Below are 22,946 nucleotides of genomic sequence, written 5' to 3' on the forward strand. Positions count from 1 at the left end.
GCCAAGGCTTGCATTGGCAGAACTTATAAGGTGCGGTTACTGACGGGACACTTCAGGTCTGACTATAGCTTTTCTCGAAGCGCTTCATAAGGGGTCTGAGGTGCCCCTAGTTTCCTATACGCCTGCCTCGTTCATTTTCCTTTGTTCTGTTTCATAGTCAACTGGCGACAGCATGCCGTTGTTGGTGTGCTTGCGAGTCGGGTTGTAAAACATCTCGATGTAATCGAACACGTCCTGCCTTGCTGTGTCGCGCGTGGTGTACGTCCGCCGCCTGATGCGTTCCCGTTTCAGCAAGTGAAAGAAGCTCTCGGCGACTGCGTTATCATGACAATTCCCGCGCCTACTCATGCTGGCATCCAGATTGTGTTTGCTGAGAAAAGATTGCCACACTTTGCCAGTGAATTGGGAACCTTGGTCAGAATGGATCAAGACCCTATGCTTTGGTTTGCGTCGCCAAACGGCGCTCAGCAATGCTTGTAGGGCTAGGTCGGTTGTCATGTGAGACTGCATCGACCACCCAACGACACGCCGTGAGAAAAGGTCGATGACCACAGCGAGGTACGACCAGCCTTCATGGGTCCTGATGTACGTGATATCGGTCACCCATACGCAATCAGGCGCATCCACCTCGAACTGTCGATCCAGTGTGTTGTCAGCGACGACTGCAGGCTTGCCGCCATATCGACCAGGTCGACGTTTGTATCCGATCTGCGCTGCAATGCCAGCCAAGCTGGCCAAACGTGCCACACGGTTCTCTGAACAGGTCTCGCCAGCATCGCGCAGGTCGTCTGCAAATTTGCGATATCCATAGACCTTACCGCTATCGGTCCATGCCTGCTGGATCAGCTCCGTCTGACGTGCATCTTCACGCGCACGCGCACTTAACGGTTCTTTAAGGGTGCTAGTGTCACCTTCCTCTCAGAGCAACTTACTTTCTCTGGCTCTGATGATGCTATGTCTACGTTGATGCTACAGATGATGGGGTCGTTTGCTCAGTTCGAGAGGTCGATGATCCTCAAGAGACAGGCAGAGGGTATTGCAGCAGCTAAAGCAGGACCTGATGCCAAAGAGAAGTATGCTGGCCGTAAGGCTTCTATCGACCGTGATGTCATCAGCAAAATGATCAAGGCAGGATCGTCTCTTACATCGATCGCCAAGTCCCTGGGCATCTCTAGGCAAAGTGTCCACCGCATCAAAGCAGAGCTGGGGTTGTGATCATGGCTATAGGGTCCCCTCAGGTTCTGAGCATAGGATCGGACTGGATCGGGTTTGCTCCTCGGAATCCAAGACAAAGATTTAGCTCTGAAGCCTCAATGTGATCCAACGCCAAAGTAATGCCGTTTTTTATATAATGTTTTTTAATTCCCTGTTGGACATCTAAACTTTTTGGCTGGGCCTTCGGGTCTGGCCTTTTTCTTTTGGACGTGTCCGCAAATCGTGTTGGTCGGACGATGAACACACAGCAGCCATCCGCGTGTTGGCCACCTCATTCGTGATTTTCACGCCATCATCTCACGCATTGTTTCCCCAATGAAAACAGTGACCTGCAAGACAACAGTTTAGGAAGCGTAACAGGCCCAAATACATCCAATTGGATACTTAACCTATGCGTAGGAGTCATAGATTAACGAATCATCGGCGTTGACTTGCACACCAGATACGCCACAATCGTAAGAAGTCAATACGATATATTGTATTGATGCTAAAAAGAGAAAGCCGCTTTAGGAGATTAAAGTTAGATGAACATTGTTACCAGAGTTTGGGGTTGAAAATGCACGTGAACATTCTTTCAACAGAAGTGGTGTCGGACGTAAATGGCAATGTGAAAGCTATCGCTATCGCAAAGGTAACTTTTAATGACGGTGGCGAACCCATAATTCATAAGCGAACTGTCACTTTGCGCGTCTCACCATCAGCGCCTGAGAAACATAGATCTCACAGAGTGGCTAAACTAGCACTTGCTGAAATAACGGCATATTTCAACTGTGACGATGGTGAGAATTCAAACATATTTTCTGACGGGCAAAAGGAACCGGAACACATTGGGATATCCTCTTCTGATGAATCAGAACTACAGCGCGAGCTGCGAGCCATTGAAGAAGAGTTTGCCATCACCTCAAAATCCAAGAATGCCGCTTAGGTCATCTGATTGGTTCTAGTAGCTGTTGGCCCAAACCAAGATGACAACCGTCCCAGCCAAGTGCATCTTGCAGTCATAATATTGGCGCTAATGGCTAAGGCTTACGTTAACCTGACGTCTTAAGGCTACAGGGCCTTCTGGCGAAAGCAGCCCTTCAACCAGAGGTCAAATCCAAGGATGCTGCAAACGATCTAACGACGGCAGTGAGCCCGAAGTCTACAAATGTTGTAACGCAGCGAATGTCAGGTTTGGTTAAATGTGCGAGATCTTTCATTCAGAATGCCAACGCAGATCAGCAATTCCTTAACCTGTAAATCCGCCGCTATTCGTATTGAGGAAAAACTGAGACCGTATGGGTTCGCTTGCCGCGCCCTGCGCTCGCCGTTGCCACCGATGCTACCAACTTCGACCTTCGATGGGATTAAACCGCGGGTATCTTGGTTCGTAACATAGCGCCGCACACGGGCGACCAATTCTTCGCGTAAATTTGCTGGAATAATGCTTGCGCGTGGCTAGGACAGCATTGCTGAGCTCTGCCGTCGTGAGGGCATATCGCAGGGCATCTACTACAAGTGGTCGAAGGACTTCATGGAAGCTGGGAAGAAGCGTCTGGCTGGGGACACCGCGCGCGCCGCAAACAGTGATGAAGTAAGGGAACTGCGGCGTGAAGCGAAGGATCTCAAGGAAGTTGTCGCGGAACAGACGCTTGAACTGCGTCTTCTCAAAAAAAGCATGCTCGGGGATGGGGGCGACCCAGAATGAGATATCCTGCATCAGAAAAGCTAGAGATCATCAGGCTGGTCGAGGGATCACATCTGCCTGTCAAAGGTAATGCTGCTCGCCATTGATCTTCACAAAAATATCGTCCAAATGCGATTGCCAGTTTGAATACGACCGCATCTGTTGGACACGTTTCCAGCGGATTTCAGCGGCGAACATTGGGCCAAATCTATTCCACCAGTACCGCACCGTTTCATGGCTGATTTCGACGCCGCTTTCGTGCAACAGGTCCTCAAACTTGCGGAGAGATAGCGGAAACCGAATGTACAACATCACCGTCAGGCGAATGATTTCCCGGCCGCTTTCAAAGCCTTTGAAAGGGTTAGGTTTGGTCATGTTCAGACGCTACGAGGCCGCCCTGCCCGCCTCAACCGGTATCTTTCTGACAAGACCGTTTTACGGGAACGCTTTGCGGTTTTTGGGGAGTTCTCGAAAGTCTGCTACTCAGCATCACTTCACAAGTAGTCCCCGCATCAAGGGCTGCGTGCGGTCCAAGTGCCACCGATCGCCTAGGTCCCGAGGCCCACTTCGGAAACGGAACGGCCCGTTCGGCTAAAAGATCTGGTCTTTATGGTCGTTGTCCTTATGCCCTGTTTTGGTGGGTCTGTGATCGATTCTGAAGCGGCCTACGTCGCACCCCCGGGGATGTAGTTGAAGCGTGTGAACGTGGCTTCGCTTGCGCGGCCGGATGTATCCATACAGTGCATCCCCACGAAGGCACCCGTGAACGATGCGTGTTCGCCCCGTCCCCCCTCGTCGGAGATGATCGACGCGTCAAGTGGTGCGCCAATGGGCTGCCAGTCGCCACCTTGCCGCCACAGGAACTGTTGCGCCGCGTGATCAACATCGACCCGCATTTCGACCGGTCTGTCAGCGACGGGGATGATGTCGGGCATCCAAGACAGTGCCCCATCGGACCAATCGCCCGCGCAGGACACAACGCGCAAGGCGCGTTTGCCGCCCTCATAGGTCAGGGTCAGACCATGGAACTTACCCCGGTTGTAATAGGTGAGCAGACCCGCCGCCTGTTGGTAGGTATCAGGATCAAATTCGACCTGTGTGTCGGCGATGTAAGTATGGTGTTCCTGCCGCCGCGCGAGCAGCGATTGTTCAAACCATGACCCCCAGCTTTCGCGGCCCATCAGGATGACGGCACCGGGTTCAACGCGAAACAGTCGCTCAGGGTCTGGCGTGCGCAGCCACTGGAATTCGGGCGGAAGGGTGCCGTCGGCGAAATCGTGGCGTATGGCTTGCAGCGCATTTGGCGTGGTGGTGATACCTTTCGGGGCAGGCACCCTTACACGCGGGGTCTGGTCGCCGTGTTCAAGGTAAAGCCAACCGTCGCGCCAAACGCATTTTTCGATCCCCGTTTCGCGACCCATCGGGCAGTATTGACCGGTGCCGTCTAAACCAGTCATCGGGCGGCCCATCAGGAAGGTGTGATACACTTCGCCCTCAGGAGTTTCGACCATTTGCCCGTGGCCCGTTCGTTGAATGGGATGATCGGGCGCGTGTTTAGTTGTGATGACGTGTTTATCGGGGTGGTCTTCGTAAGGTCCGGAGATGTCGCGGGACCGTGACAGGGTGACGGCGTGTTCATAGCCTGTACCGCCCTCGGCGGTTGTCAGGTAGTAATATCCGCCCCGTTTAAAAAGGTGCGGGGCTTCGGTTAGTCCGCGATCAGTTCCTGCGTAAATATTGGTGATTGGGCCGGTCAGGCCTGCTTCGGGCGACCATTCCTGCAGCAAAATCCCGTCGAAGCTATCATGGGCCGGATTCACACCCGTGCCCGCGCCTCGGTGGTTCCACTGCATGTTGACGAACCATTTGCGCCCATCGTCATCATGAAACAAGGAGGGATCGAACCCGGACGAATTGATATACCACGGGTCGCACCAGTCGCCGTCAATTGTTTCGCAGGCCGTGATGTAGTTGTGGGCGTCCTTGAAGTCCCCATCCAGCCGTTTGACATCCGTATACACCAGCCAGAATTTGCCATCAGCGTACGACAGACACGGTGCCCAAATCCCACAGCTGTCCGGATTGCCACGCATGTCCAAGAGTGCAGCACGGTTCAGCGGGCGGACGACCAGACGCCAGTTCACAAGGTCGGTAGAATGGTGGATTTCGACGCCCGGGTACCATTCGAATGTCGACACCGCGATGTAATAATCCGATCCCACTCGGCAGATGGAGGGGTCGGCGCGAAAGCCTGACAAAATTGGATTGCTGATCATAGCGGATTTCCTTCGTTCGGGTTCGAGGGGGTCTGCGTAAAGCACCTTAGTCAAGCTGGATCGTGATGTCCGCAAAATTGATGTACCCCCTATCGAATCCTGATCAGGTCCCCAGTAAAACTCTGATGAGTTTCGAGAAGGAGATGCCATTGAAGATTGGGTACGCACAGGTCAGCACGGATACACAGACAAATGATGGTCAGATTGCAGCACTGAAGGCTGCTGAACCGCCCCGGTTTTACCGGAGACTGTTTAGTTCTTCTCAAGCGACTTTATCGAGTGTGTTCATGTTTGCATAGAAGGCCTCCTCTGCCTCAGTTGGTGTGATGTATCCGATGGGTTCGAGCAGTCGGCGATTGTTGAACCAGTCGACCCAATTGAGCGTTTCCCACTCGACCGCGTCAGCGGATTTCCATGGCTCCAATCTGTGGATGACTTCGGCTTTGAACAGGCCAAACATCGTCTCGGCCAGCGCGTTATCATAGCTGTCACCGACTGTTCCAACAGACGGCTCCAAGCCCGCATCAGCGAGGCGTTCGGTATATTTGATCGACAGATACTGGCTGCCCCGATCGCTGTGATGGATCAGGCTCTCTGAAGGCCATCTTTCGTAAAGGGCCTGTTCAAGCGCGTCCAAGACAAACTGTGTCTGCTGCGATCTGGAGGCCCTCCAACCGACGATCTTGTTGGCGAAGGTATCGATGACGAATGCCACATAGACAAACCCTTGCCAGGTCGAGACGTAGGTAAAATCTGACACCCAGAGTTGGTTGGGCATTGTTGCGCGGAACTGCCTGTTCACTCGGTCCATCGGGCACGGCAAAGCCTTGTCTGCCCAAGTCGTTTTGACCTTCTTGCCGCGACGGACACCTTCGATACCGATGTCACGCATGAGCCGCTCAACCGTACAGTGCGCCAAATCATAGCCTTCGCGGCGCATGGCATGCCACAGTTTACGGGCACCATAGACAGACTGGTTATCGTCCCAAATCCGCTTCATCTCAGCGCGCAATTCAGCATCACGTTTGGCGCGATCCGACGCTTTGTCTGGATCATCCTCGACGGCCAGATGCGCGTAGAACGTCGAAGGGGCAATCTGCAAAACACGACAAATCGGCTCGACCCCGCAGACATCACGATGCTCTTTGATAAAGCTGATCACTTCCGAAACGGGCGGTCGAGCTCCGCCTGAGCAAAATACGCTGATGCTTTCTTCAGTATCTCATTGGCTTGCCGAAGCTGGCGGTTCTCGCGCTCCAGGGCTTTGATCCGGTCACGTTCAGCCGTCGTCACACCATCACGTCGACCGCTGTCCGTCTCAGCTCGTCGAACCCACGCCCGAAGCGTATCAGGCCCACAACCAATCTTAGGCGCGATCGATTTGATCGCAGCAGACTGACTGTCAAATTCGCCCTGATGCTCAAACACCATCCGTACAGCACGTTCGCGTACCTCTGGCGAATATCTGTTTCCACATTTGTTTTTTTTCATAACCCAGTATCCTTACTTCTGGGTCTCCGGCAAACAAGGGGCGGTTCAGATTCTGCACGGCTTTGAAGTATCGCACAAAGACGTTGGGGCGGTTCGCAGGAGGCGCAACACAGTCAGCTATGCGGGATATTGTGAACCTTCGCACTGATCCGGCAAATTGGCGCTTCCGGCCCAAAGCTGCCGTTCACGCAAGCTCTCGATGCTGTGGCGCAACTTCCCCGAAGCGGAAATTCGAGCAGGTGCGCAGCATTTTGCTACGCTCGATGACTGCTATGCGGGACAAAACGGACCTTGGACGCAATCGCCGCTATGACCGCTTCCGGCCCTTACCTGCCGTTCACGCAAGCTTTCGACGCCGCAGTGCAGCTTCCCCGAGGCGGACATTGGCGGGAAAATGCAGCATTTCGCGTGGATGGACGGCCGCTATGCGGACATAGCTGACCTCTAGGTTAATCGAGTAAACGTCCGCAATCTTGATTATTGGCCTGGATGACTTATTTATCGCCCTTTCCAGACGCTATCAGCCACCACGCGAGCAGCGGAAAACCAACCAGCTCAAATGCCAGTGATGGAGCAATCGCAGCGCTAAGTATTACCTCAGTGTTCATGCCGCTCAGTCGAAACAGACCCGCGATCGCGATCACGGCCGACAGAGCAATCAGGATTGAGCGAAAACTGCGCATTGCAAAGCCGCCAATCATGAATAAAGCACCGACGCCAAACCAGACTCCACCAATGAACCGTATGTGGCTGTCTTGGGCATTGAATGTTGCAGCATCCGTGATCGAAACGAAATCACGCGTCGATTGCCATCCCAGTGTCTTTATCCCTCCTAGGCCGATATTCAATCCCAGAAAAACGATCCCAGCGCCAACGATCACAACAACCGAGTTCAGCAGGTTTACCTTATTCATCTTACTTCTCCAGAATGTAAGCCCTGTAGGCATTTATTAAATGGCACGCGTTCTATAATAATGCGATCTTGACAAAGCAAGGATTATTTGGGACGCGTACTAAAGTAAATTTGAAAGGGCCTAACCATGGCTAGAACCGCTGGCAGGCCACCCCGCAGTGAGTCTGAAATTCTGGAGTTCCAATCAAAGATCGGGAAGCACGCACTTGAGATCTATCGGGCGGAAGGCTTCGGAGCGGTTTCCATGCGCCGTCTGGCCAACGAGGTCGGATGCGCGCCGATGACAATCTATGCTCATTTTGAGGGCAAGACCGATATTCTACGATACCTATGGGCAGACGTCCTTGCGGAGATGTCAAATGAAATCGAGACAACGCTGAATTCGGTCGTTGGAGCAAGAGAACGGCTGCAATCAGCTGCACAAACCTTTCTCGCCTATTGGATTGACCACCCCGATCATTTTCGACTTGTATTTATGTCCAACGACGTGACGCGGGCGGATGTCGGTAAGTTCGTTATGGACGAAGACACCTTGGCCCACTTCCGGGTGTTTTCGGGTTTGATCAGAGAGGTTCATCCGGAAGGACATGACGTCAAAGTGAGCTCTGACACACTCATATCTGGATTGATCGGCATTGCTCTCTGTATGAACACCGTTGCTGATTACCCATGGGCCAACGCGACCTCGATGACCAACCAGTTACTATCGAGCATCACTGCGTAAACCAGTTCGCAGTTTGAGGAAAAGCGGACACTCGTCGCCGTCGCAGCATCGGTGAGCGTGGGCTCATTCTTGCCCTTCGCGGCATCGCCGCGTTCCGGCCAAACTAGCATGTTTTGACCGACACGAACGGCACAAAGCTGCCGTTAGTGCGAGAGGCTCATATTGGCCGTTTTCAGCCCTGAGCGGTCATGGCTGATTCACACGTCGGGCATAAACCGGGGCACTGTCAGAGGAAACTAGCTTGAGGCGGGCAGAGCGGTGACCTAGCCTCGTGGGATGACAAAACGCTCCCCATTTCGCTATTTTAAAACCAGCGCAGAGGTCATTCGCCTGGCGGTGATGCTCTATGTTCGGTTTCCGCTATCGCTGAGGAACGTGGAAGATCTTCTGCATGAGCGTGGGATTGAGATCAGCCATGAAACCGTCCGGTTCTGGTGGAACAGATTTGGTCCGATGTTCGCAGCCGAGATCCGCAAAAAGCGGGCAAGCCGGATGCGCGCCTATTCAAACTGGCAGTGGCCACCTGGACGAGGTTTTCGTGAAGATCAATGGTGAGACGCATTACCTGTGGCGGGCCTTGGATCACGAGGGCGAAGTGCTTGAATCCTTCGTCACAAAGCGACGGGATCGCAAAGCAGCATTGAAATTCATAAAAAAATCAATGAAGCGGTGTGGTCGACCGCAGATTATTGTGACCGACAGACTGAGATCATACGGTGCTGCTATGAAGGTCATCGGCAATGCGCCGAAACAGGAAACAGGCCGTTGGCTAAACAATCGCGCTGAGAATTCACACCTGCCATTTCGACGACGAGAGCGGGCCATGCTCCGGTTCAGGCGCATGCGAAGTTTACAGAAATTCGCCACCGTCCATTCTTCAGTTCACAACCATTTCAATCAGGAACGCCACCTCTACTCACGCACCAATTTCAAGCTCAACCGCACCGCCGCTCTTGCCGAGTGGCGTCAACTCGGCGCGGCATAAGGATCAGCCTCACTGGCCTAGTAGAGACTGGTTCGCATTCGTCTGACAGCACCATTCAGTATCTTGTGGCAACGTTAAAATTGACAACCACCCACGTTTACCACCCACGCCAGTTGCGAAAACACCCTCCCATAATGACATCGCAGAAATGAGCCCCACCTTATCGGATTCTCTCATTAGAACCGTAGGCGCAGATAGCTTTGTGTTCATGGGGTGCGCCGAAGATGTCAGGATAACGTAAGCCTTAGCCAGTAGCGCCAATGTTATGACTGCGAGGAGGACTTAGCTGGTAGGGTTGTGCACCTCGGTTTAGGCCAACAGCTACTGGAACCAACCAGACGGCCTGAGACGGCTCATCAACTTCAGGCTAAACGCTCCCAGCCATATACGCGCCAAGCAGCTTGCCCTCTTTATGTTTGAGGCTCATGCGGGCGGCGGGGCCGTAGTCGTTGAAGTTGCCGTCAGCAAGCTGTGGGAAGAGCGTGAGGATCTCATCCCGTGTGGCTTGATCCAAGGCTGTCCAGCCCTGTTGGCCCGGGTGGAAGCTCTCAGAAGGGCAGCCTTCAGCGTAGATAATCTCGTGGGTATCAAACAGCATGTGGAAATACTCCACCTCACCCCCTTCGTCACGCAGGATTGTCTGGTCATTCAGCAGAGACTTGGCTGTTGCCAGCACTTCAAGTTCGCCAAAGAGCATCTCTGCCTGCCAGCCTTGCAGGAGCATACGGTGCTGTGGGCTGACGCGTAGATCACGGTCATTCCCGAGAGCACCCTTGCGGATCAAAATGGGGGCAAGATCGCCTGTGGCCGCTCGTTTGGACGACCCGATCCAGCGTATGGGCTGATACCCGTGGTCCATCGTCAGCACCATGTCGCCAGCAGCAAGCTCTTCAATCGGACGCTCGCCTTGATCGGTCTTGATCAGGGTGCCACGGGTGAAGCAGATAGGATCGCTACCCAAATAATAATCAGGAGCAGTATTTGAGCCAGTATTTATCCCGGCTGGGATAGCTACTGTAGCAACTCCCGAGCCGTTTGCTGCAATTTCATCGCTTGATGAAGTGTATTGTGAACTTCCAAGCGAGAACAGTGTGCGGCCATCAGCAAGCTCAATTATCATTGCGCTGCCTGCTGCGTTGGAAGGGGTAAAAACTGTGCCGTCGTTCATCGTATATTCATAATTAGCACTAAAGGCAAAATATTTGGTTATGATGCTATCATCAAACGAGTCACCATCCTCAACGGCGGTGCCGACATCGGAGGTTAGGGTAACTACACCAGTTACATTGAAGGTGGCAGCAGCACCCGTCCAATTACCGTCCAAAAGTAAAAACGTGCCTGTTCTCATTGATTTTCCACTTTCAGATTAGATTTGGCTTACACTTGCTTGTGCTTTTTGCTCTTGGTCAGAGAATAAAACAGCACTCCCGCCCTAAGCGACGTCTCCTTTGATTAGGTTAAGCACCCAAAAGTATATAATTGGGCCTGTTACGCTTCCTAAACTGTTGTCTTGCAGGTCACTGTTTTCATTGGGGAAACAATGCGTGAGATGATGGCGTGAAAATCACGAATGAGGTGGCCAACACGCGGATGGCTGCTGTGTGTTCATCGTCCGACCAACACGATTTGCGGACACGTCCAAAAGAAAAAGGCCAGACCCGAAGGCCCAGCCAAAAAGTTTAGATGTCCAACAGGGAATTAAAAAACATTATATAAAAAACGGCATTACTTTGGCGTTGGATCACATTGAGGCTTCAGAGCTAAATCTTTGTCTTGGATTCCGAGGAGCAAACCCGATCCAGTCCGATCCTATGCTCAGAACCTGAGGGGACCCTATAGCCATGATCACAACCCCAGCTCTGCTTTGATGCGGTGGACACTTTGCCTAGAGATGCCCAGGGACTTGGCGATCGATGTAAGAGACGATCCTGCCTTGATCATTTTGCTGATGACATCACGATCGATAGAAGCCTTGCGGCCTTTGTAAGCACCCTTAGCCTTTGCAACAGCGATCCCCTCTGCCTGTCTCTTGAGGATCATCGAGCGTTCGAATTGAGCAAAACTTCCCATCATCTGTAGCATCAACGTAGACATAGCATCATCAGAGCCAGAGAAAGTAAGTTGCTCTGAGAGGAAGGTGACAGATGCATCCTTAGCGTTGATCTCTTTGATGATGTCCTCAAGGTCTCTCAGATTACGGGCCAGACGATCAATGCTGAATACCACAACTTCATCACCACCACGGATGTAAGCCAACATCTCTTTAAGCGCTGGGCGATCAGCATCCTTACCAGAGGCTTTGTCCTCAAAGATACGATCCACATCCAACTCTTGGCGATCAGTGTTCTGGTCTGTGGTTGATACTCGCTGGTAGCCGATCTTAGTCATCTTGGTCATCCCTATACGTCACATTAGCATCTGTAACATTGAGATAGTGACGCATAAGACCTGATACAACCCTTATGTTACGATTTATTGCAGGTTTTTGAGGGGGTGAATTTGTAACGCTGGACTATACCCTGATGTGACAGTCCAAAGTATCGACCCGACAAATGTCGGAATGGGGGATACTAGAGAGCAAAAGCAATCCATCAAATGATGGAATGGTTCCCACAGCTACCAGAGAGCCAAAGTGGAAATCCCTCAAATGAAGGAATTGCTCCCCTGATGGCTAAGACCCCCCTAGTGTCGATCAGGATCAATTCTGCGCTAAAAGATCAGTAGCTACTAAAGGGAAAAATCTCAGCTGGGGTTTCTCTGCGGGGGGAGCCTAGAAGGGCGTGTCGAGTGTAAACGTAAGCGGTGCGCCGCCCCCACATATCCGTGAATGGGTGGTTGGCATCGGGACCACGGCAGGCGGCTTCGCGGCTTCAATCTGGACAGGTACGAAATCCATATCATCCAAATTGGATAAAACCAGCTTGCCCATGCGTTCAATGCGCCGCCGATCCGAAATCGTGCTGGCTGCCACCTCATATCGTTTGGAAACATCGCTAACGTCAGTTTTTGACGTTTGGTCAGGTAGTTTCAGTGGTTTTACGGAGACTTCTACGGGAACGCTTTTAGATTTTAGGCCCTGAATTTTCATTGATAATTCGACACCTACGGATTGGTGTGGTTGGCGTTACCCACTCCATTTCTATTCCAGATTACCGATCGAAGATCGTAATTGGTCGATAGTTCTAGATCGAGTCGTTCCATGTCCTTTTCTTCAACAAGCGTTGGATGATCGCCAAGCAAAGAAACACCTAAGCCAGCTCGAGCATTGCGATCTGCCAGCCCCAAAAGATGCAGCAACGTCGGATAGATATCAACCATCGACGCCAAGCGGTCATATTGAACACCAGCGGGAAAGTTCTCGATCCCCAAACCCATCATGATCATAGTATTGGATTGGGTCTGCTCAGGCCACAAAGCATTTCCGCGACGATCATGGTTGAGATGATCGGACATAAACACAACTAACGTCGGACGATCACTTCGCTGAGATTCTATCCCTTCAAGAAATGTCAACGCACTGGAGATTGTGCATTTCACGGTCTTGCTAATGTCGGATTCACGTCTCGCTTGTCCGTCATCTGTACAATCGTGAGAAAGCACGCCTGTCGATCCGTGGGGCCCAACTGTTTCAACAGTCATGGCTACCGCAGAACCGGCCTCAATAATGGACGCATGTTCCATTAGAGCCGCTTCGAAAACCAAAGTATCGTCTAAAAACGGTTTGTGATTTTTCCACCAACTTTTGCTTGTCGACCGAGCCTGCGTTTCCTCGTCAAAAATTTCACGCATCGTCGAGTCCTCGATCACCCGCGTGTACAGATGTGTCCGAAGGAAATGGTTTAATCCTGCGAATGTTGTGTCGGCTCCGACGACAAATGTGTTCACATAATCTTCAGCTGCAAGCACATCGGACAAACAATTGTGCGCGTAAATAAACTCTTCCCGGTCGTGGAATTTGGATTTTTCCAGCCCGGCCGGCAACAGTGGAAGTCCGCATTGCGACGCCACCAGCCCTGCCATGGACCAGCCTGTCCCTGTCGTTTGGCGAACATTGGTGAAAACAAGGGCGTTGTCTTCCAACTGACGCAAGCCATCGTATATATCGCCGTATTCATCTTGGTCCCTGAACGTGCGATCTACCCCCTCCAGAAGAACAATGATCACATCAATCTTTTGCGCTGGCAGCGTGAGCTGCGGGGTCGCAATTCGTTCAACAAGATCACTTTCCACCTTTTCTCGTGTTATGAGCTCAAACGCCGCAACCGACATTGGGTTGTAGGCCATGATAACAAGCAATGGTATCAGAATGGCGGCCACCCTTCTCCGCACACTACAATAAAGCCAATAGACCCCAAGGAAGAAGACAATGCTGATAATACCGGCGTCGGCGATTTCCTTGTCAAAGGTCGACAAGGTGAAACCGCCCAATCCGAATTCCCAGTGATGCATAATAGCCAGTATGTCAAACCGACCAAAATTTCTAAAAATAACAGTGATTGGAACTAGAGCCATCGCAACAATCAGGACAGGCAGCAGTTTCCAATCTGGCTTTTTCCAAATCAATCCACGGCCACTCACAAGCATGATCAACATGAAAATGACTAGCGACCATGCCGCCTGTCTTAATGAGTCCGCCGGATAGTTTATGGCATAAAAAGCATGCAAAATCACCGTCGCAGCACACAGCGATGCAAGTACTGACCGTTTAGACATTATGTTTCTCATTCTGGTATTGAATTCTTCTCGCGCGGCTAACGTGGGCAAGATGATTTGGTCAATGCGTTTCAAGCACTCAAATTTAGATGCTACAGTACTAACTAGGAACAAGAGAGGGCGACCCCTACCAAACTACCCATGCTGATACAGATGCCAACATAGGAATTTCAGCCTAGAGAGCTATCCCTGAATGGTTGTCAACCTATTGGTCATAATCCTGAATAGCCATATCAGAGGATAACCACAGAGACCTAAAGCAACCTCATGTAACTTACTTATTATGGTGTATTACTATGAGGGATTATTCATTCCGGAAGAAGACAGACTGAACTAATCAGCACCCTCAATGATCATTAGGTCAGTGTCCGAGCATGTGTCACGGACAGCTTTTGCAGCCTGATATTCGGCACTGAAGTAGAACTTTTCAGCAGCTTGCTTACTCTCAAACTCAATCATCATAACCGTGCCACTAAGTTCACCTTCGTGTCTATCGGCTGATGGGCCTCTTGCTAAAACCTTGCCATCGTATTTCTTGATAGCTGGTGCTGCCATTCCAGAAAATGCTTGGAACTTTTCAGCATCATTTACCCTAATGTTGGCCACTAAGTATCCCTTTGGCATGTTTCTGATCCCCCCAAGATGTCGGTGACACCTTAACACAGGTTTATAACTTAACCAGAGAGACCTTTAGCATCCTTATGTAAGCTACCTTTAGCTCTATCTCTCTTAATAACCCCTATAGTGCATTACTCATTCCGTTTGCTAATACGATTTAGCTCACCAGCCGACCGATAGCTTTGGTGGCTTGAAGCCCTTGTCTTTGTAGGCTTTGTGGAAGGCATCGATGGCAACTTGCGCGCTTTCCTCTGGTACAATCAGGCAATCATGGATCGATAGGCAGCCAATCCCCTTATCAAGCACATAGTTCATAGCACTGATGATAATATCGCTCTCGATCATCATGAGGTCCAAACCCGTGTCTTTGTCTGAGCGGCCGCACTTGAGTGGTCCAAATTGAAAGTTAGTGCATGATTGGCCTTTGGTCCATTGGGATGATGGCCTCTGGCGCTGGTGGGCGGTAGCCCAATGCACTGTGTGGTCGCTTGGTGTTGTAATGGTTCCTCCATCTTTCAATGATGATTTGGGCCTCCCGGAGCGTGTAGAATAGCGCACCGTTGAGCAGCTTATCGCGAAATCTGGCGTTGAAGCTCTCACAACAACCGTTCTCCCAGGGTGATCCCGGCTCGATGTATGCAGTCTTCGCACCAACTGCTCCGATCCAGTCCCTGACCTTCTGGGCAATAAACTCGGGACCGTTGTCAGGCCTTATGAACTCAGGCAGTCCGCGCAGGATGAACAAGTCTGTCAGTGCGTCCACCACGTCGATGGAATTGAGCTTGTGATCGACACGGATCATCAGTGCCGCCTTGGTATACTCATCAATCATATTGAGCGTGCGACAAGCGCGACCATCGTGGGTGCGGTCCTGGACGAAGTCGTGAGACTAGACATGGTTCGGACGTTCAGGCTGCAGCCGGACGTACGAGCCATCATTCAGCCAGAGGCGGCCCTTCTTTGCCTGTTTCTGCGGGACCATCAGCCCCTCACGTCGCCAGATGCGCTCAACCCGCTTGTGGTTTACATACTAGCCCGAGTTGTTGAGCAGCCCCGTGACCATGCGATATCCGTAGCGCCCATACTTGCGGGCAAGCTCGATAATATCTTCAGTCAGCAGTTCTTCATCAGATCGGCCTGTTGGAACCTTGCGTTGAGTGGAGCGATACTGTCCCAATGTGCGGCAGGCGCGGCGCTCAGATACGCCAAGCGTCTGCCGCACATGATCGATGCACCGACGGCGACGCGAAGGGCTCAGTGGTTTCCCCTTGCAGCCTCGGTCAGGATCAACTTGTCCAGCGTCAGGTCAGAAACAGCGCGCCTAAGATGCTGGTTCTCTTTCTCCAGCTTTTTGAGACGCTTCAACTGCGCCCGACCCATTCCGCCATATAATTTGCGCCAGCGATAAAAGGCCTGTTGTGTCGTGCCAACTTGCCGAACTGCATCCGCGATGGGCACGCCTTGGCCGTGCAGCACCTCGATCTACCGCAGCTTCGTTACAATATCTTCCGGTTTCTCTCGTTTCCAGCCATTCTCTGGTCCTCCTGAAATCGGGATATTCCTATCCCAGTGGGTGGACCACTTTCAGGCGGCTATTCCACGATCCACCCGGTTCCAGCTGCCTGCGCGACTGCAGATGCCGGTCGGGGCGAAAAACGCTTGGCAAGAGGTCGGATTTAGGCGATCTTCAAATCAGTAGGCAGGCCACTTGGGGAATGTTCGTTGAGAAATTCCCTTTGGAGCCCAAGACTAAATATAAAATTAAACATATATTTTACAATGTCTTATGGCAGGTCGACATGAGCGAAAAGAAAAAGACGGCATCGAATTTTCGTCTAGCTTGTCTAATGATCGCGGCGCTTTGCGTTTTGTCCGCCTGCAATGGCAACGGCACGATCGCGGGCGGCGGTGTGAATGGTGAGCTTGTGGTCGGCGATACCTTCACTCATGCCGGACAGACGTTTACCGTCACGGCAATATCGGCGGATCGCTCCACAATCACGGTTAGCACAAGGTCGAGCGGCTTTTCCCTGCCCTCGGCAATCGACCTTCAGATCGTTCTGCTGCGCGGCGGGGACGGTCTCTACCGCTATTCCACCAACTCACTCTCCATCACCTATGATCCGTCCACCGGGGCAATCACCTGGTCCGTCGTCCAGGGCAGCTCAGAGACGACCATCGTGAACGAGATCCTGTCGGCCAGCGGCAATCCGATCATCACCGGCAACGGGGCCACTGCCGATTACAACCAGGGCGCACCATCCAGCACCGATATCCCTGCCCTGCTGGCAGACAGGGCCAGTTCCTTGATGACTTTCGCGACAGACAATGCCGTTGGCCACAACATCGACCTGTCGCACGGCAACATCAATGTGCGCGGGCTGGCACAGGCCCATGCGGCAGGATGGACCGGGCTTGGCGCGGAGGTGAATATCATCGACGAATTCGGCCCCAATGCGCAGGGCTTCGAGAACGGAAGCTTCACGCATGGGATCATAAGCTACTACAGCTCCTGGGCGGTAGCGCCCGAGGCAACCCATGTATGGACCGAGGAATCCACATTCAACTACGTGGGCAGCAATGCCTTCCCGACGATTGACGTGGTGAACTGGTCATTTGGTCAGGCCGGCGATTTCTCCGATGACGCGACATATGCGGAATCGATCGATTTTACTCGGGCTTTCACGGCCTATTTCTACCAGGGTATCGGCGACCAGAACCCCAATGCCGTGCTGGTCTATGCCGCGGGCAACGAGGGGGCCGTGACCTATTTCGGAGGTGGCGCGGACGGATGTGAGACCACCGAGACCGGTGCCTCGCTCAGATATACCGCTGCCAGTTGCAGCCCGGTGCTCGGGGCGCTCGATCCCAATTCCTACAGCTATCTGGACCGATCGATCTGGGTCGGCTCTTATGACAGTGCGGCCGATGACCTTGAAGGGTATTCCTTTTCCGCCGGATCAGGGGCCATGAACTATTTCATGGTTGCCGACGGGAATTCAGTGATCGATGGCGCGCAAGGCACGTCCTTTGCCGCCCCGCGCGTGGCCGGTGTCATCGCGCTGACGGTGCAGAAATTCCCGACCCTGACCGCCCAGGAACGCACGCGGCTTATCCTGCAGACGGGCTACGATCTCGGGGTGCCGGGCGTCGACCCAGTCTATGGCCATGGTCTTGTCGATGCCAATGCCGCGCTCAACCCGATCGGGCTGCTCGAATGACCATAAAGCTCAGTGGCGTATGGGCCTGCTCTCTTCCCCCTAAAGGCTAAGCCATGGAATGGCCAGTTTTCCTGCTTCTTGGACTGAGCTTCAGCAATGAGCCAGAATACGACTACAGCTACAGCTACACGGACTCCTACGGGGTGCGCGCCGAGGCCTCGGGCACGGCATTCTACCAACCCGTTCGCAGAGTGGTTGAGACCGAGGTCGGGCTTCTCTTCGGCGATCACACTTCCGTGGTCATCGGATATACCAGCGACTTCAAGGCCCCGAAGCTTACGCGCGCAGCATCGCTTTTGCTCAGCGTGGACCACCGCATCTCGATTAACGACGGCTGGAGCGTGACCCTCTCCCTCTCCGGCCATTACGAGGGCCCCATCACACATCGCCCCTGCACCGACGCGATCGGCCGCCAGTTCCACTGCTATCACGGCGTGAAACCGAGCAGCCCGCTCTACAGCTATGACTTCAACACAACCGCCGCTGCCCTGTCACAGCGGGACATTGGGATAGATCGGGTGGGCGTAGTCTTCGAATACGTTTTCTAGTGCCGAAGGGCTCTGTTGCACAAAGCCTCTGATGTCCGAGGTTCCCCTTTCCCCGGACGGATTCATCTCACGACTTCTGTTAAAGGGATACCAAGCGCGGTGTAGCCGTTCATGACGGCGATACGGATCTGGACCTCCGCGACCTGTCGGTCAAAGTCCCGCGCCATGAGGCGTTGCCCCAGCAGTTTCATACAGCGCATCTTGGTTTTGGTACGGCTTCGTCGGTGGTATCCGCTCCAGTTTCGCCAGATCGCCCAGCCAAGGTATTTCGCCGCCCGCAGGGCCTCGTTTCTAGCGACCGGACCAGCGGTGATGCCCTTCCACAGCTTACCTTGGAAGGCGGAAACTTCAGATTGAGACACCCTAGTTTTTGCAAAGGGTGCACCGGTCACATCCACAACCTGAATAACACACCACATGGCCTGCGTACGAGACTTGCAAAAGTGCAGACAGTCGCTGAAGTGTCTCTGTGGGTGCTGTCAGACGAATTCGAACCAGTCTCTGCTAGGCCAGTGACGCTGTCCTTTATTCCATGCCAAGTTCGCGCCACTCGGCAAGAGCAGCGCTGCGTGTCAGCTTGAAGGTGTCTCGGCTGGTGAGAGATCTCTCCTGGTTGAAGTGGTTGTAGACGGAGGAATGAACAGCGGCGAATTTCTGCAAACTTCGCATGCGCCTGAAACGCTGCATGGCGCGTTCTCGTCGTCGGAACGGCAGGTGCGAATTCTCAACGCGGTTGTTGAGCCACCTGCCCGTACTTTGTTTTTCCAGAGCACCCAAATCTCTAAGCGCAGCCTTATAGGGAGCGAAACGATCTGTGACGACTTCTTCAGCTTTGCCGTGCCGCTTCATCAATTTCTTGAGGAATTTCAGTGCTGCAGCTTTGTTTCTGCGCTTCGTTACGACTGCTTCGAGCACTTCGCCCTCATGATCGACGGCACGCCAAAGATAATGCCGCTTGCCATTCACCTTCACGAATACTTCGTCTACGTGCCACTTCCATTTTGAAAAGGCTCGGAGTTGCTGAACACGCCTTCTGCGGATCTCGGAGGCAAACATCGGACCAAAACGGTTCCACCAGTAGCGGACGGTTTCATGGCTGACATCGATACCTCGTTCATGAAGGAGATCTTCGACATTACGAAGCGAAAGCGGAAATCGGATGTACAGCATCACCGCCAGGCGGATGATCTCCGGACTGGTTTTGAAATACTTGAAAGAGGCAGGTTTGGTCATAGGCAAAGGCTACGCAACCGCCCTGCACCGCTCAAGCAAAGTTAATCTGACATGACCACTTTGGACCTGTCGCGGTTTGATGCCGCTCCTTTAATAGCATTTACTGCAACAAAGGGGATTGACTATGGGACTGAAACGGACGGACGAATTCCGGCAAGATTTTGCTCGCAACCTGCGCGACGGATAGCTGTGAGGGTCATTCCGTTTTCAGAACTTATACGCGGCACTCATGCCCAAGGTAATCGGAGTGACCCTATCAGATGCACCATCCAGCTCACCAAAGTCGTGGTAGTTAATCTCTACACCGACCATAATGCTATCAGTGACAAAATAGTCGTAACCAATGCCGACATAGTACCCCTGATCATCAAATTCGCTGTCGAGCTTTACATCAAGCATCGTGAAACCAAGGCCCATGTACGCAAGACCTCCACCTAGCTCACCACCGAATTCACCACCGAACCGGAGCGCTGAGTTAATGTCATACGGCCGTTCAGGACCCAAGCCACCTTCTGTATAAATCATCCTACCATCGCCGTTCAGCGCAATATCCAGTTCAGCGCCAACGATGTATCGGCCAACAGCCCAACGATATCCCACGAAGCCACTGACGATGCTACCTTCAAGATCAGCCTTGAAGCTAGAAAGAGAATCACGTTCAGTTTTCCCTGCAACTGCATCAAACTGCAGGCCAGCATAGAATCCAGTCCAATCCGATACTTCAGCCGGCGTCACAATGGACGCGACCGGTGGAACGTCGATCACCTCTTCGAGGTTCCCAGCTTGAGCCACCGTAGCAGTAAGAAGCACCATTGAAGTTACGCAATAAAAACGAAGCATTTTCACTCATTTCACAGTTAAGAAGATGTAGCTTAAATGTTATTGGTGTGTGAAGCGCATGACAACAGTATAGTTTAGGACAAAATGCGTTGCGAAGCCTACGCGCCTAGGCTCTGGACCCATTAATCCGCTTGAGACCATCAGGGTGGCGTTGGGGGTATAATGAGTAATCTTTACTGGCCAGTTTGAACGTGAGATGATGAAGGAACGTCAGGTAGAGGGCATCAAAAGGGCGCAAGCAGAAGGCAAGTACAAAGGCCGCGTGCCCACGGCTATGAAGCAAGCGGATAAGGTGAAGGCTTTGGTAGACGCTGGTGTTTCTAGAGTTCAGGTGCAGGAACAGCTTGGGATCAGTAAGGCCAGTTACTACCGCTGTTTAAAGGCAAGCTAACAACTGGGAATGGAACCCTACGGTTTCTCACCAAAGATTTTGGCATGATCGGGTTTACCACTCTCAATCCAACAGAGGGTGTCCCCACTGGCGGAACGCCTGAACACAGACTGCGCTGGTCATAGCTGACACTTTATTGCTGAAATATAAATCTTTGCACGATGCTCTAATGTCGTCGTCCACAAGTTGCCTATTTCTAGCGTCCAGTAACTCTGCTGTTTGCTCCAACAGTTGACCCGAGAGCGGGATAAAGCTGTTAGAATTTCGGTCAAATACCATTGGGTAGCCGACGGATGCGGATATACATTCTGACGCTTTGGTAAGGTTCTCAGGTGAGATGCTACCGATGGAACCGCGTATCAAATTTGCACTGGCAGCCACAGTTGCAGTGTCCCTCTCTTCGGCTGCCCTAATACAGCGATCATAGATACTTTCCCCAGCGCTGGCGGTTTGCACCGACAAAACAACTAAAATCGAAGCCGCAAGACGCATCGTAGAAACTCCACGAAAAGGTGTTATAAAGGCACAAGATAACCAGCACTGCGATATGATGAAACCCGTAAAAAGTTACATCGATCGCCAAGTCCCTGGGCATCTCTCGGCAAAGTGTCCACCGCATCAAAGCAGAGCTAGGGTTGTGATCTAGGCGATTAGGGTCCCCCCAGATTATCACCAAAGATTTTGGCCTGATCGGGTTTGCTCCTCGGAATCCAAGAGAAAGGAAAACCCTTCAGCCTATTCCATCAGCCCAATACGCGCCTGCAGACACTTAGGTTACGCTCACAAGATGAAGTCATCTGCTGTGAGATCATAAAGACCCGTCAGCCTGATGCTCATCTCACGACCTGTATCGCCATCGGTATCAATAAAGGCCATCGTGTAGTCGTTCTCTGTGCCAGCCTTATCGAACTTCTTGAAGTAGATTTCGCCTTCGTCTCCTGAGCCAAACTTTGTGGTGCCATTAAAGCTAAACGTATCGTTCCCAACTAGCACTGTACTTGCATCAATGGCGCTGAGATCAATCACATCCAGACCTTGCTGGAAGTCCTCAATGACATCAGCCTTTGAGAGCTTAAACTTACTCTCAGACGTATTCTTAAACACAAACGTATCTTCACCAGTGCCACCAAGCATTACGTCTTTACCTTTGCCACCTTGCAAAAGGTCGTTACCCTTGCCGCCATTTAGAACATCATTTCCTTTGCCGCCGTTCAGAAAATCAAAGCCTTTATCGCCATTTAGAACATCATGGCCATTATTGCCGTAGAGCCTGTCTTTCCCTGCGCCACCATCCAGATCGTCGTCGTTGTTGCCGCCGTAGAGCTTGTCGTTATTGTCGCCACCATCGAGCTTGTCATCGCCCTTGCCACCATACAGCTTGTCATTGCCGTCACCACCATACAGCTTGTCATCCCCTTCATCGCCGTATAGTTTGTCGCTGTCGTTATCGCCATACAACTCGTCGTTGCCAGCGTAGCCATACATCGTATCGGAACCGTTGAGTCCACGAGATAAATCGGCTTCATCACTCAAATTAAACGTATCGTTCCCATTCAACATCTCACTTATTATTGAATGGTCGTCCACAGATGATGGAGTAAGAACAGCATCCATCAAATTACCAAGATCAACACTTATATCCGAAATGCCGTATACAGGTATTTCCGGATCAAACGAGACTGTTCCAATTATATTGATTGTGCCTTCCAATGAACTAAGATTTTCGCCGTCATAGATGATATCGGCTTCAGACATAAACGCCGTGGAGTAAGTTACGCCCTCAGTCAGAAAATGCGTATAAAAACTATCGTTCACGTAGTATTCAACTGTCTCGCCATTTATCGTGGCACTGAGGGTATCATCAACATTCTCTAACCCATTTTTAGTAAACTTTTCTACCAGATCATAAAAATCAAAGTAATCTTGGTTGAAAGCACCAAAACTCCACAAAACTGCCATCTCTACCACCCTCAATCTCGGTTCCAGCTTCAATGCTATTCGAACCTAATAAATATCAATGTGATACGAAAATGTGTCATTCGCAAGTATGGTCAAGACGCTATGGTATTCTCTGCTTATCGCAGATCGTTACTTAGCATACTCAATCTGAGA

General features: G+C 51.9%; 17 protein-coding genes, 7 pseudogenes and 1 other annotated feature. Of the genes and pseudogenes, 8 read left to right on the forward strand and 16 right to left on the reverse strand.

Annotation, left to right across the window (positions count from 1 at the left end; translation table 11 throughout):
- Positions 1-114: 114 nt before the first annotated feature.
- A pseudogene (locus TR2A62_RS07190) lies at positions 115-897 on the reverse strand (IS3 family transposase); the annotation flags it as partial.
- A 57-nt stretch (positions 898-954) separates the two neighbouring features.
- Between TR2A62_RS07190 and TR2A62_RS07195 the strand changes: the two are divergent.
- From TR2A62_RS07195 to TR2A62_RS18430, 3 genes and pseudogenes are all read left to right on the forward strand, one after another.
- A complete protein-coding gene (locus TR2A62_RS07195; protein WP_009159877.1) occupies positions 955-1,215 on the forward strand; it encodes a helix-turn-helix domain-containing protein in 261 nt (86 codons plus the stop codon).
- Between the two features lie 562 nt (positions 1,216-1,777).
- Positions 1,778-2,140 carry a hypothetical protein gene (locus TR2A62_RS07200; RefSeq protein WP_223296084.1) on the forward strand — a complete coding sequence of 121 codons (363 nt, stop codon included), beginning with the start codon at positions 1,778-1,780 and terminating at the stop codon, positions 2,138-2,140.
- 516 nt (positions 2,141-2,656) lie between these two features.
- Positions 2,657-2,967, forward strand: a pseudogene (locus TR2A62_RS18430) (transposase); the annotation flags it as partial.
- Here TR2A62_RS18430 and TR2A62_RS07210 read toward each other — a convergent pair.
- The 4 genes and pseudogenes from TR2A62_RS07210 to TR2A62_RS07230 form a co-directional block, all read right to left on the reverse strand.
- Positions 2,966-3,256 (reverse strand): annotated as a pseudogene (locus TR2A62_RS07210) (IS6 family transposase); the annotation flags it as partial. The pseudogenes TR2A62_RS18430 and TR2A62_RS07210 sit on opposite strands and share 2 nt — an antisense overlap.
- Positions 3,257-3,546: 290 nt before the next feature.
- Positions 3,547-5,157 (reverse strand): glycoside hydrolase family 43 protein, encoded by a 1,611-nt coding sequence (locus TR2A62_RS07215; RefSeq protein ID WP_009159230.1) that lies wholly within the window; start codon positions 5,155-5,157, stop codon positions 3,547-3,549.
- Between the two features lie 262 nt (positions 5,158-5,419).
- A protein-coding gene (locus TR2A62_RS07220) for an IS3 family transposase (protein WP_369699501.1) occupies positions 5,420-6,648 on the reverse strand; the annotation gives its coding sequence in 2 pieces (ribosomal slippage) (positions 5,420-6,354 and positions 6,354-6,648; 1,230 coding nt in all).
- Positions 6,245-6,361, reverse strand: a sequence feature (AL1L pseudoknot). Its footprint overlaps the gene before it by 117 nt.
- Positions 6,649-7,142: 494 nt before the next feature.
- On the reverse strand, positions 7,143-7,562 hold the full coding sequence (locus TR2A62_RS07230) for a DUF4345 domain-containing protein (RefSeq protein ID WP_009160378.1): 420 nt from the start codon (positions 7,560-7,562) through the stop codon (positions 7,143-7,145).
- A 126-nt stretch (positions 7,563-7,688) separates the two neighbouring features.
- Here TR2A62_RS07230 and TR2A62_RS07235 point away from each other — a divergent pair, with 126 nt between their 5' ends.
- Together TR2A62_RS07235 and TR2A62_RS18045 are read left to right on the forward strand one after the other, a co-directional pair.
- Positions 7,689-8,285: a TetR/AcrR family transcriptional regulator gene (locus TR2A62_RS07235; RefSeq protein ID WP_009158848.1), complete on the forward strand. Its 597-nt coding sequence runs from the start codon at positions 7,689-7,691 to the stop codon at positions 8,283-8,285.
- Between the two features lie 276 nt (positions 8,286-8,561).
- Positions 8,562-9,270, forward strand: a pseudogene (locus TR2A62_RS18045) (IS6 family transposase).
- A 367-nt stretch (positions 9,271-9,637) separates the two neighbouring features.
- On the opposite strand, the gene TR2A62_RS18730 reads toward TR2A62_RS18045, so the two are convergent.
- From TR2A62_RS18730 to TR2A62_RS07280, 7 genes and pseudogenes are all read right to left on the reverse strand, one after another.
- Positions 9,638-10,618, reverse strand: coding sequence for a Hint domain-containing protein (locus TR2A62_RS18730; RefSeq protein WP_009160818.1), 981 nt, complete (start codon positions 10,616-10,618; stop codon positions 9,638-9,640).
- A gap of 497 nt (positions 10,619-11,115) precedes the next feature.
- Positions 11,116-11,667: a recombinase family protein gene (locus TR2A62_RS07255; protein ID WP_009158114.1), complete on the reverse strand. Its 552-nt coding sequence runs from the start codon at positions 11,665-11,667 to the stop codon at positions 11,116-11,118.
- Between the two features lie 373 nt (positions 11,668-12,040).
- Positions 12,041-12,358: a hypothetical protein gene (locus TR2A62_RS19055; RefSeq protein WP_009159285.1), complete on the reverse strand. Its 318-nt coding sequence runs from the start codon at positions 12,356-12,358 to the stop codon at positions 12,041-12,043.
- 14 nt (positions 12,359-12,372) lie between these two features.
- The gene (locus TR2A62_RS07265) at positions 12,373-13,983 is read right to left on the reverse strand and encodes a sulfatase-like hydrolase/transferase (RefSeq protein ID WP_190275695.1); all 1,611 of its coding nucleotides are present in this window, start codon (positions 13,981-13,983) and stop codon (positions 12,373-12,375) included.
- A 333-nt stretch (positions 13,984-14,316) separates the two neighbouring features.
- Positions 14,317-14,607 (reverse strand): DUF1330 domain-containing protein, encoded by a 291-nt coding sequence (locus TR2A62_RS07270; RefSeq protein ID WP_040820367.1) that lies wholly within the window; start codon positions 14,605-14,607, stop codon positions 14,317-14,319.
- A 156-nt stretch (positions 14,608-14,763) separates the two neighbouring features.
- Entirely contained in the window at positions 14,764-14,946 is a 183-nt protein-coding gene (locus TR2A62_RS07275) for a hypothetical protein (protein ID WP_040820370.1), read from the reverse strand.
- Between the two features lie 61 nt (positions 14,947-15,007).
- A pseudogene (locus tag TR2A62_RS07280) lies at positions 15,008-16,083 on the reverse strand (IS3 family transposase).
- A 317-nt stretch (positions 16,084-16,400) separates the two neighbouring features.
- Here TR2A62_RS07280 and TR2A62_RS07290 point away from each other — a divergent pair.
- Together TR2A62_RS07290 and TR2A62_RS07295 are read left to right on the forward strand one after the other, a co-directional pair.
- Positions 16,401-17,822: a S8 family serine peptidase gene (locus tag TR2A62_RS07290; RefSeq protein WP_040820374.1), complete on the forward strand. Its 1,422-nt coding sequence runs from the start codon at positions 16,401-16,403 to the stop codon at positions 17,820-17,822.
- A gap of 53 nt (positions 17,823-17,875) precedes the next feature.
- Entirely contained in the window at positions 17,876-18,370 is a 495-nt protein-coding gene (locus tag TR2A62_RS07295) for a hypothetical protein (protein ID WP_040820376.1), read from the forward strand.
- A gap of 62 nt (positions 18,371-18,432) precedes the next feature.
- On the opposite strand, the pseudogene TR2A62_RS07300 reads toward TR2A62_RS07295, so the two are convergent.
- The 3 genes and pseudogenes from TR2A62_RS07300 to TR2A62_RS07310 all read right to left on the reverse strand — a co-directional run.
- Positions 18,433-18,699 (reverse strand): annotated as a pseudogene (locus TR2A62_RS07300) (IS5/IS1182 family transposase); the annotation flags it as partial.
- Between the two features lie 196 nt (positions 18,700-18,895).
- On the reverse strand, positions 18,896-19,603 hold the full coding sequence (locus tag TR2A62_RS07305) for an IS6 family transposase (RefSeq protein ID WP_040820379.1): 708 nt from the start codon (positions 19,601-19,603) through the stop codon (positions 18,896-18,898).
- 207 nt (positions 19,604-19,810) lie between these two features.
- A complete protein-coding gene (locus TR2A62_RS07310; RefSeq protein WP_223296085.1) occupies positions 19,811-20,413 on the reverse strand; it encodes an outer membrane beta-barrel protein in 603 nt (200 codons plus the stop codon).
- 208 nt (positions 20,414-20,621) lie between these two features.
- Here TR2A62_RS07310 and TR2A62_RS07315 point away from each other — a divergent pair.
- Positions 20,622-20,834, forward strand: a pseudogene (locus TR2A62_RS07315) (helix-turn-helix domain-containing protein); the annotation flags it as partial.
- Positions 20,835-21,614: 780 nt separating this feature from the next.
- On the opposite strand, the gene TR2A62_RS18740 reads toward TR2A62_RS07315, so the two are convergent.
- The gene (locus TR2A62_RS18740) at positions 21,615-22,793 is read right to left on the reverse strand and encodes a calcium-binding protein (protein ID WP_009157348.1); all 1,179 of its coding nucleotides are present in this window, start codon (positions 22,791-22,793) and stop codon (positions 21,615-21,617) included.
- Positions 22,794-22,946 lie beyond the last annotated feature (153 nt).

Source organism: Thalassobium sp. R2A62, from assembly GCF_000161835.1.
Classification (GTDB): Bacteria; Pseudomonadota; Alphaproteobacteria; order Rhodobacterales; family Rhodobacteraceae; genus Thalassobium.

Excerpts from the sequence above, each read along its gene's own strand:
- TR2A62_RS07235 (WP_009158848.1), top strand. The coding sequence starts at position 7,689 with ATGGCTAGAACCGCTGGCAGGCCACCCCGCAGTGAGTCTGAAATTCTG.
- TR2A62_RS07295 (WP_040820376.1), top strand. The coding sequence starts at position 17,876 with ATGGAATGGCCAGTTTTCCTGCTTCTTGGACTGAGCTTCAGCAATGAG.
- TR2A62_RS07215 (WP_009159230.1), bottom strand. The coding sequence starts at position 5,157 with ATGATCAGCAATCCAATTTTGTCAGGCTTTCGCGCCGACCCCTCCATC.
- TR2A62_RS07305 (WP_040820379.1), bottom strand. The coding sequence starts at position 19,603 with ATGACCAAACCTGCCTCTTTCAAGTATTTCAAAACCAGTCCGGAGATC.
- TR2A62_RS07290 (WP_040820374.1), top strand. The coding sequence starts at position 16,401 with ATGAGCGAAAAGAAAAAGACGGCATCGAATTTTCGTCTAGCTTGTCTA.
- TR2A62_RS07270 (WP_040820367.1), bottom strand. The coding sequence starts at position 14,607 with ATGCCAAAGGGATACTTAGTGGCCAACATTAGGGTAAATGATGCTGAA.
- TR2A62_RS07230 (WP_009160378.1), bottom strand. The coding sequence starts at position 7,562 with ATGAATAAGGTAAACCTGCTGAACTCGGTTGTTGTGATCGTTGGCGCT.
- TR2A62_RS07255 (WP_009158114.1), bottom strand. The coding sequence starts at position 11,667 with ATGACCAAGATGACTAAGATCGGCTACCAGCGAGTATCAACCACAGAC.
- TR2A62_RS18730 (WP_009160818.1), bottom strand. The coding sequence starts at position 10,618 with ATGAGAACAGGCACGTTTTTACTTTTGGACGGTAATTGGACGGGTGCT.
- TR2A62_RS07195 (WP_009159877.1), top strand. The coding sequence starts at position 955 with ATGTCTACGTTGATGCTACAGATGATGGGGTCGTTTGCTCAGTTCGAG.
- TR2A62_RS07275 (WP_040820370.1), bottom strand. The coding sequence starts at position 14,946 with ATGATCGAGAGCGATATTATCATCAGTGCTATGAACTATGTGCTTGAT.
- TR2A62_RS07265 (WP_190275695.1), bottom strand. The coding sequence starts at position 13,983 with ATGTCTAAACGGTCAGTACTTGCATCGCTGTGTGCTGCGACGGTGATT.
- TR2A62_RS19055 (WP_009159285.1), bottom strand. The coding sequence starts at position 12,358 with ATGAAAATTCAGGGCCTAAAATCTAAAAGCGTTCCCGTAGAAGTCTCC.
- TR2A62_RS18740 (WP_009157348.1), bottom strand. The coding sequence starts at position 22,793 with ATGGCAGTTTTGTGGAGTTTTGGTGCTTTCAACCAAGATTACTTTGAT.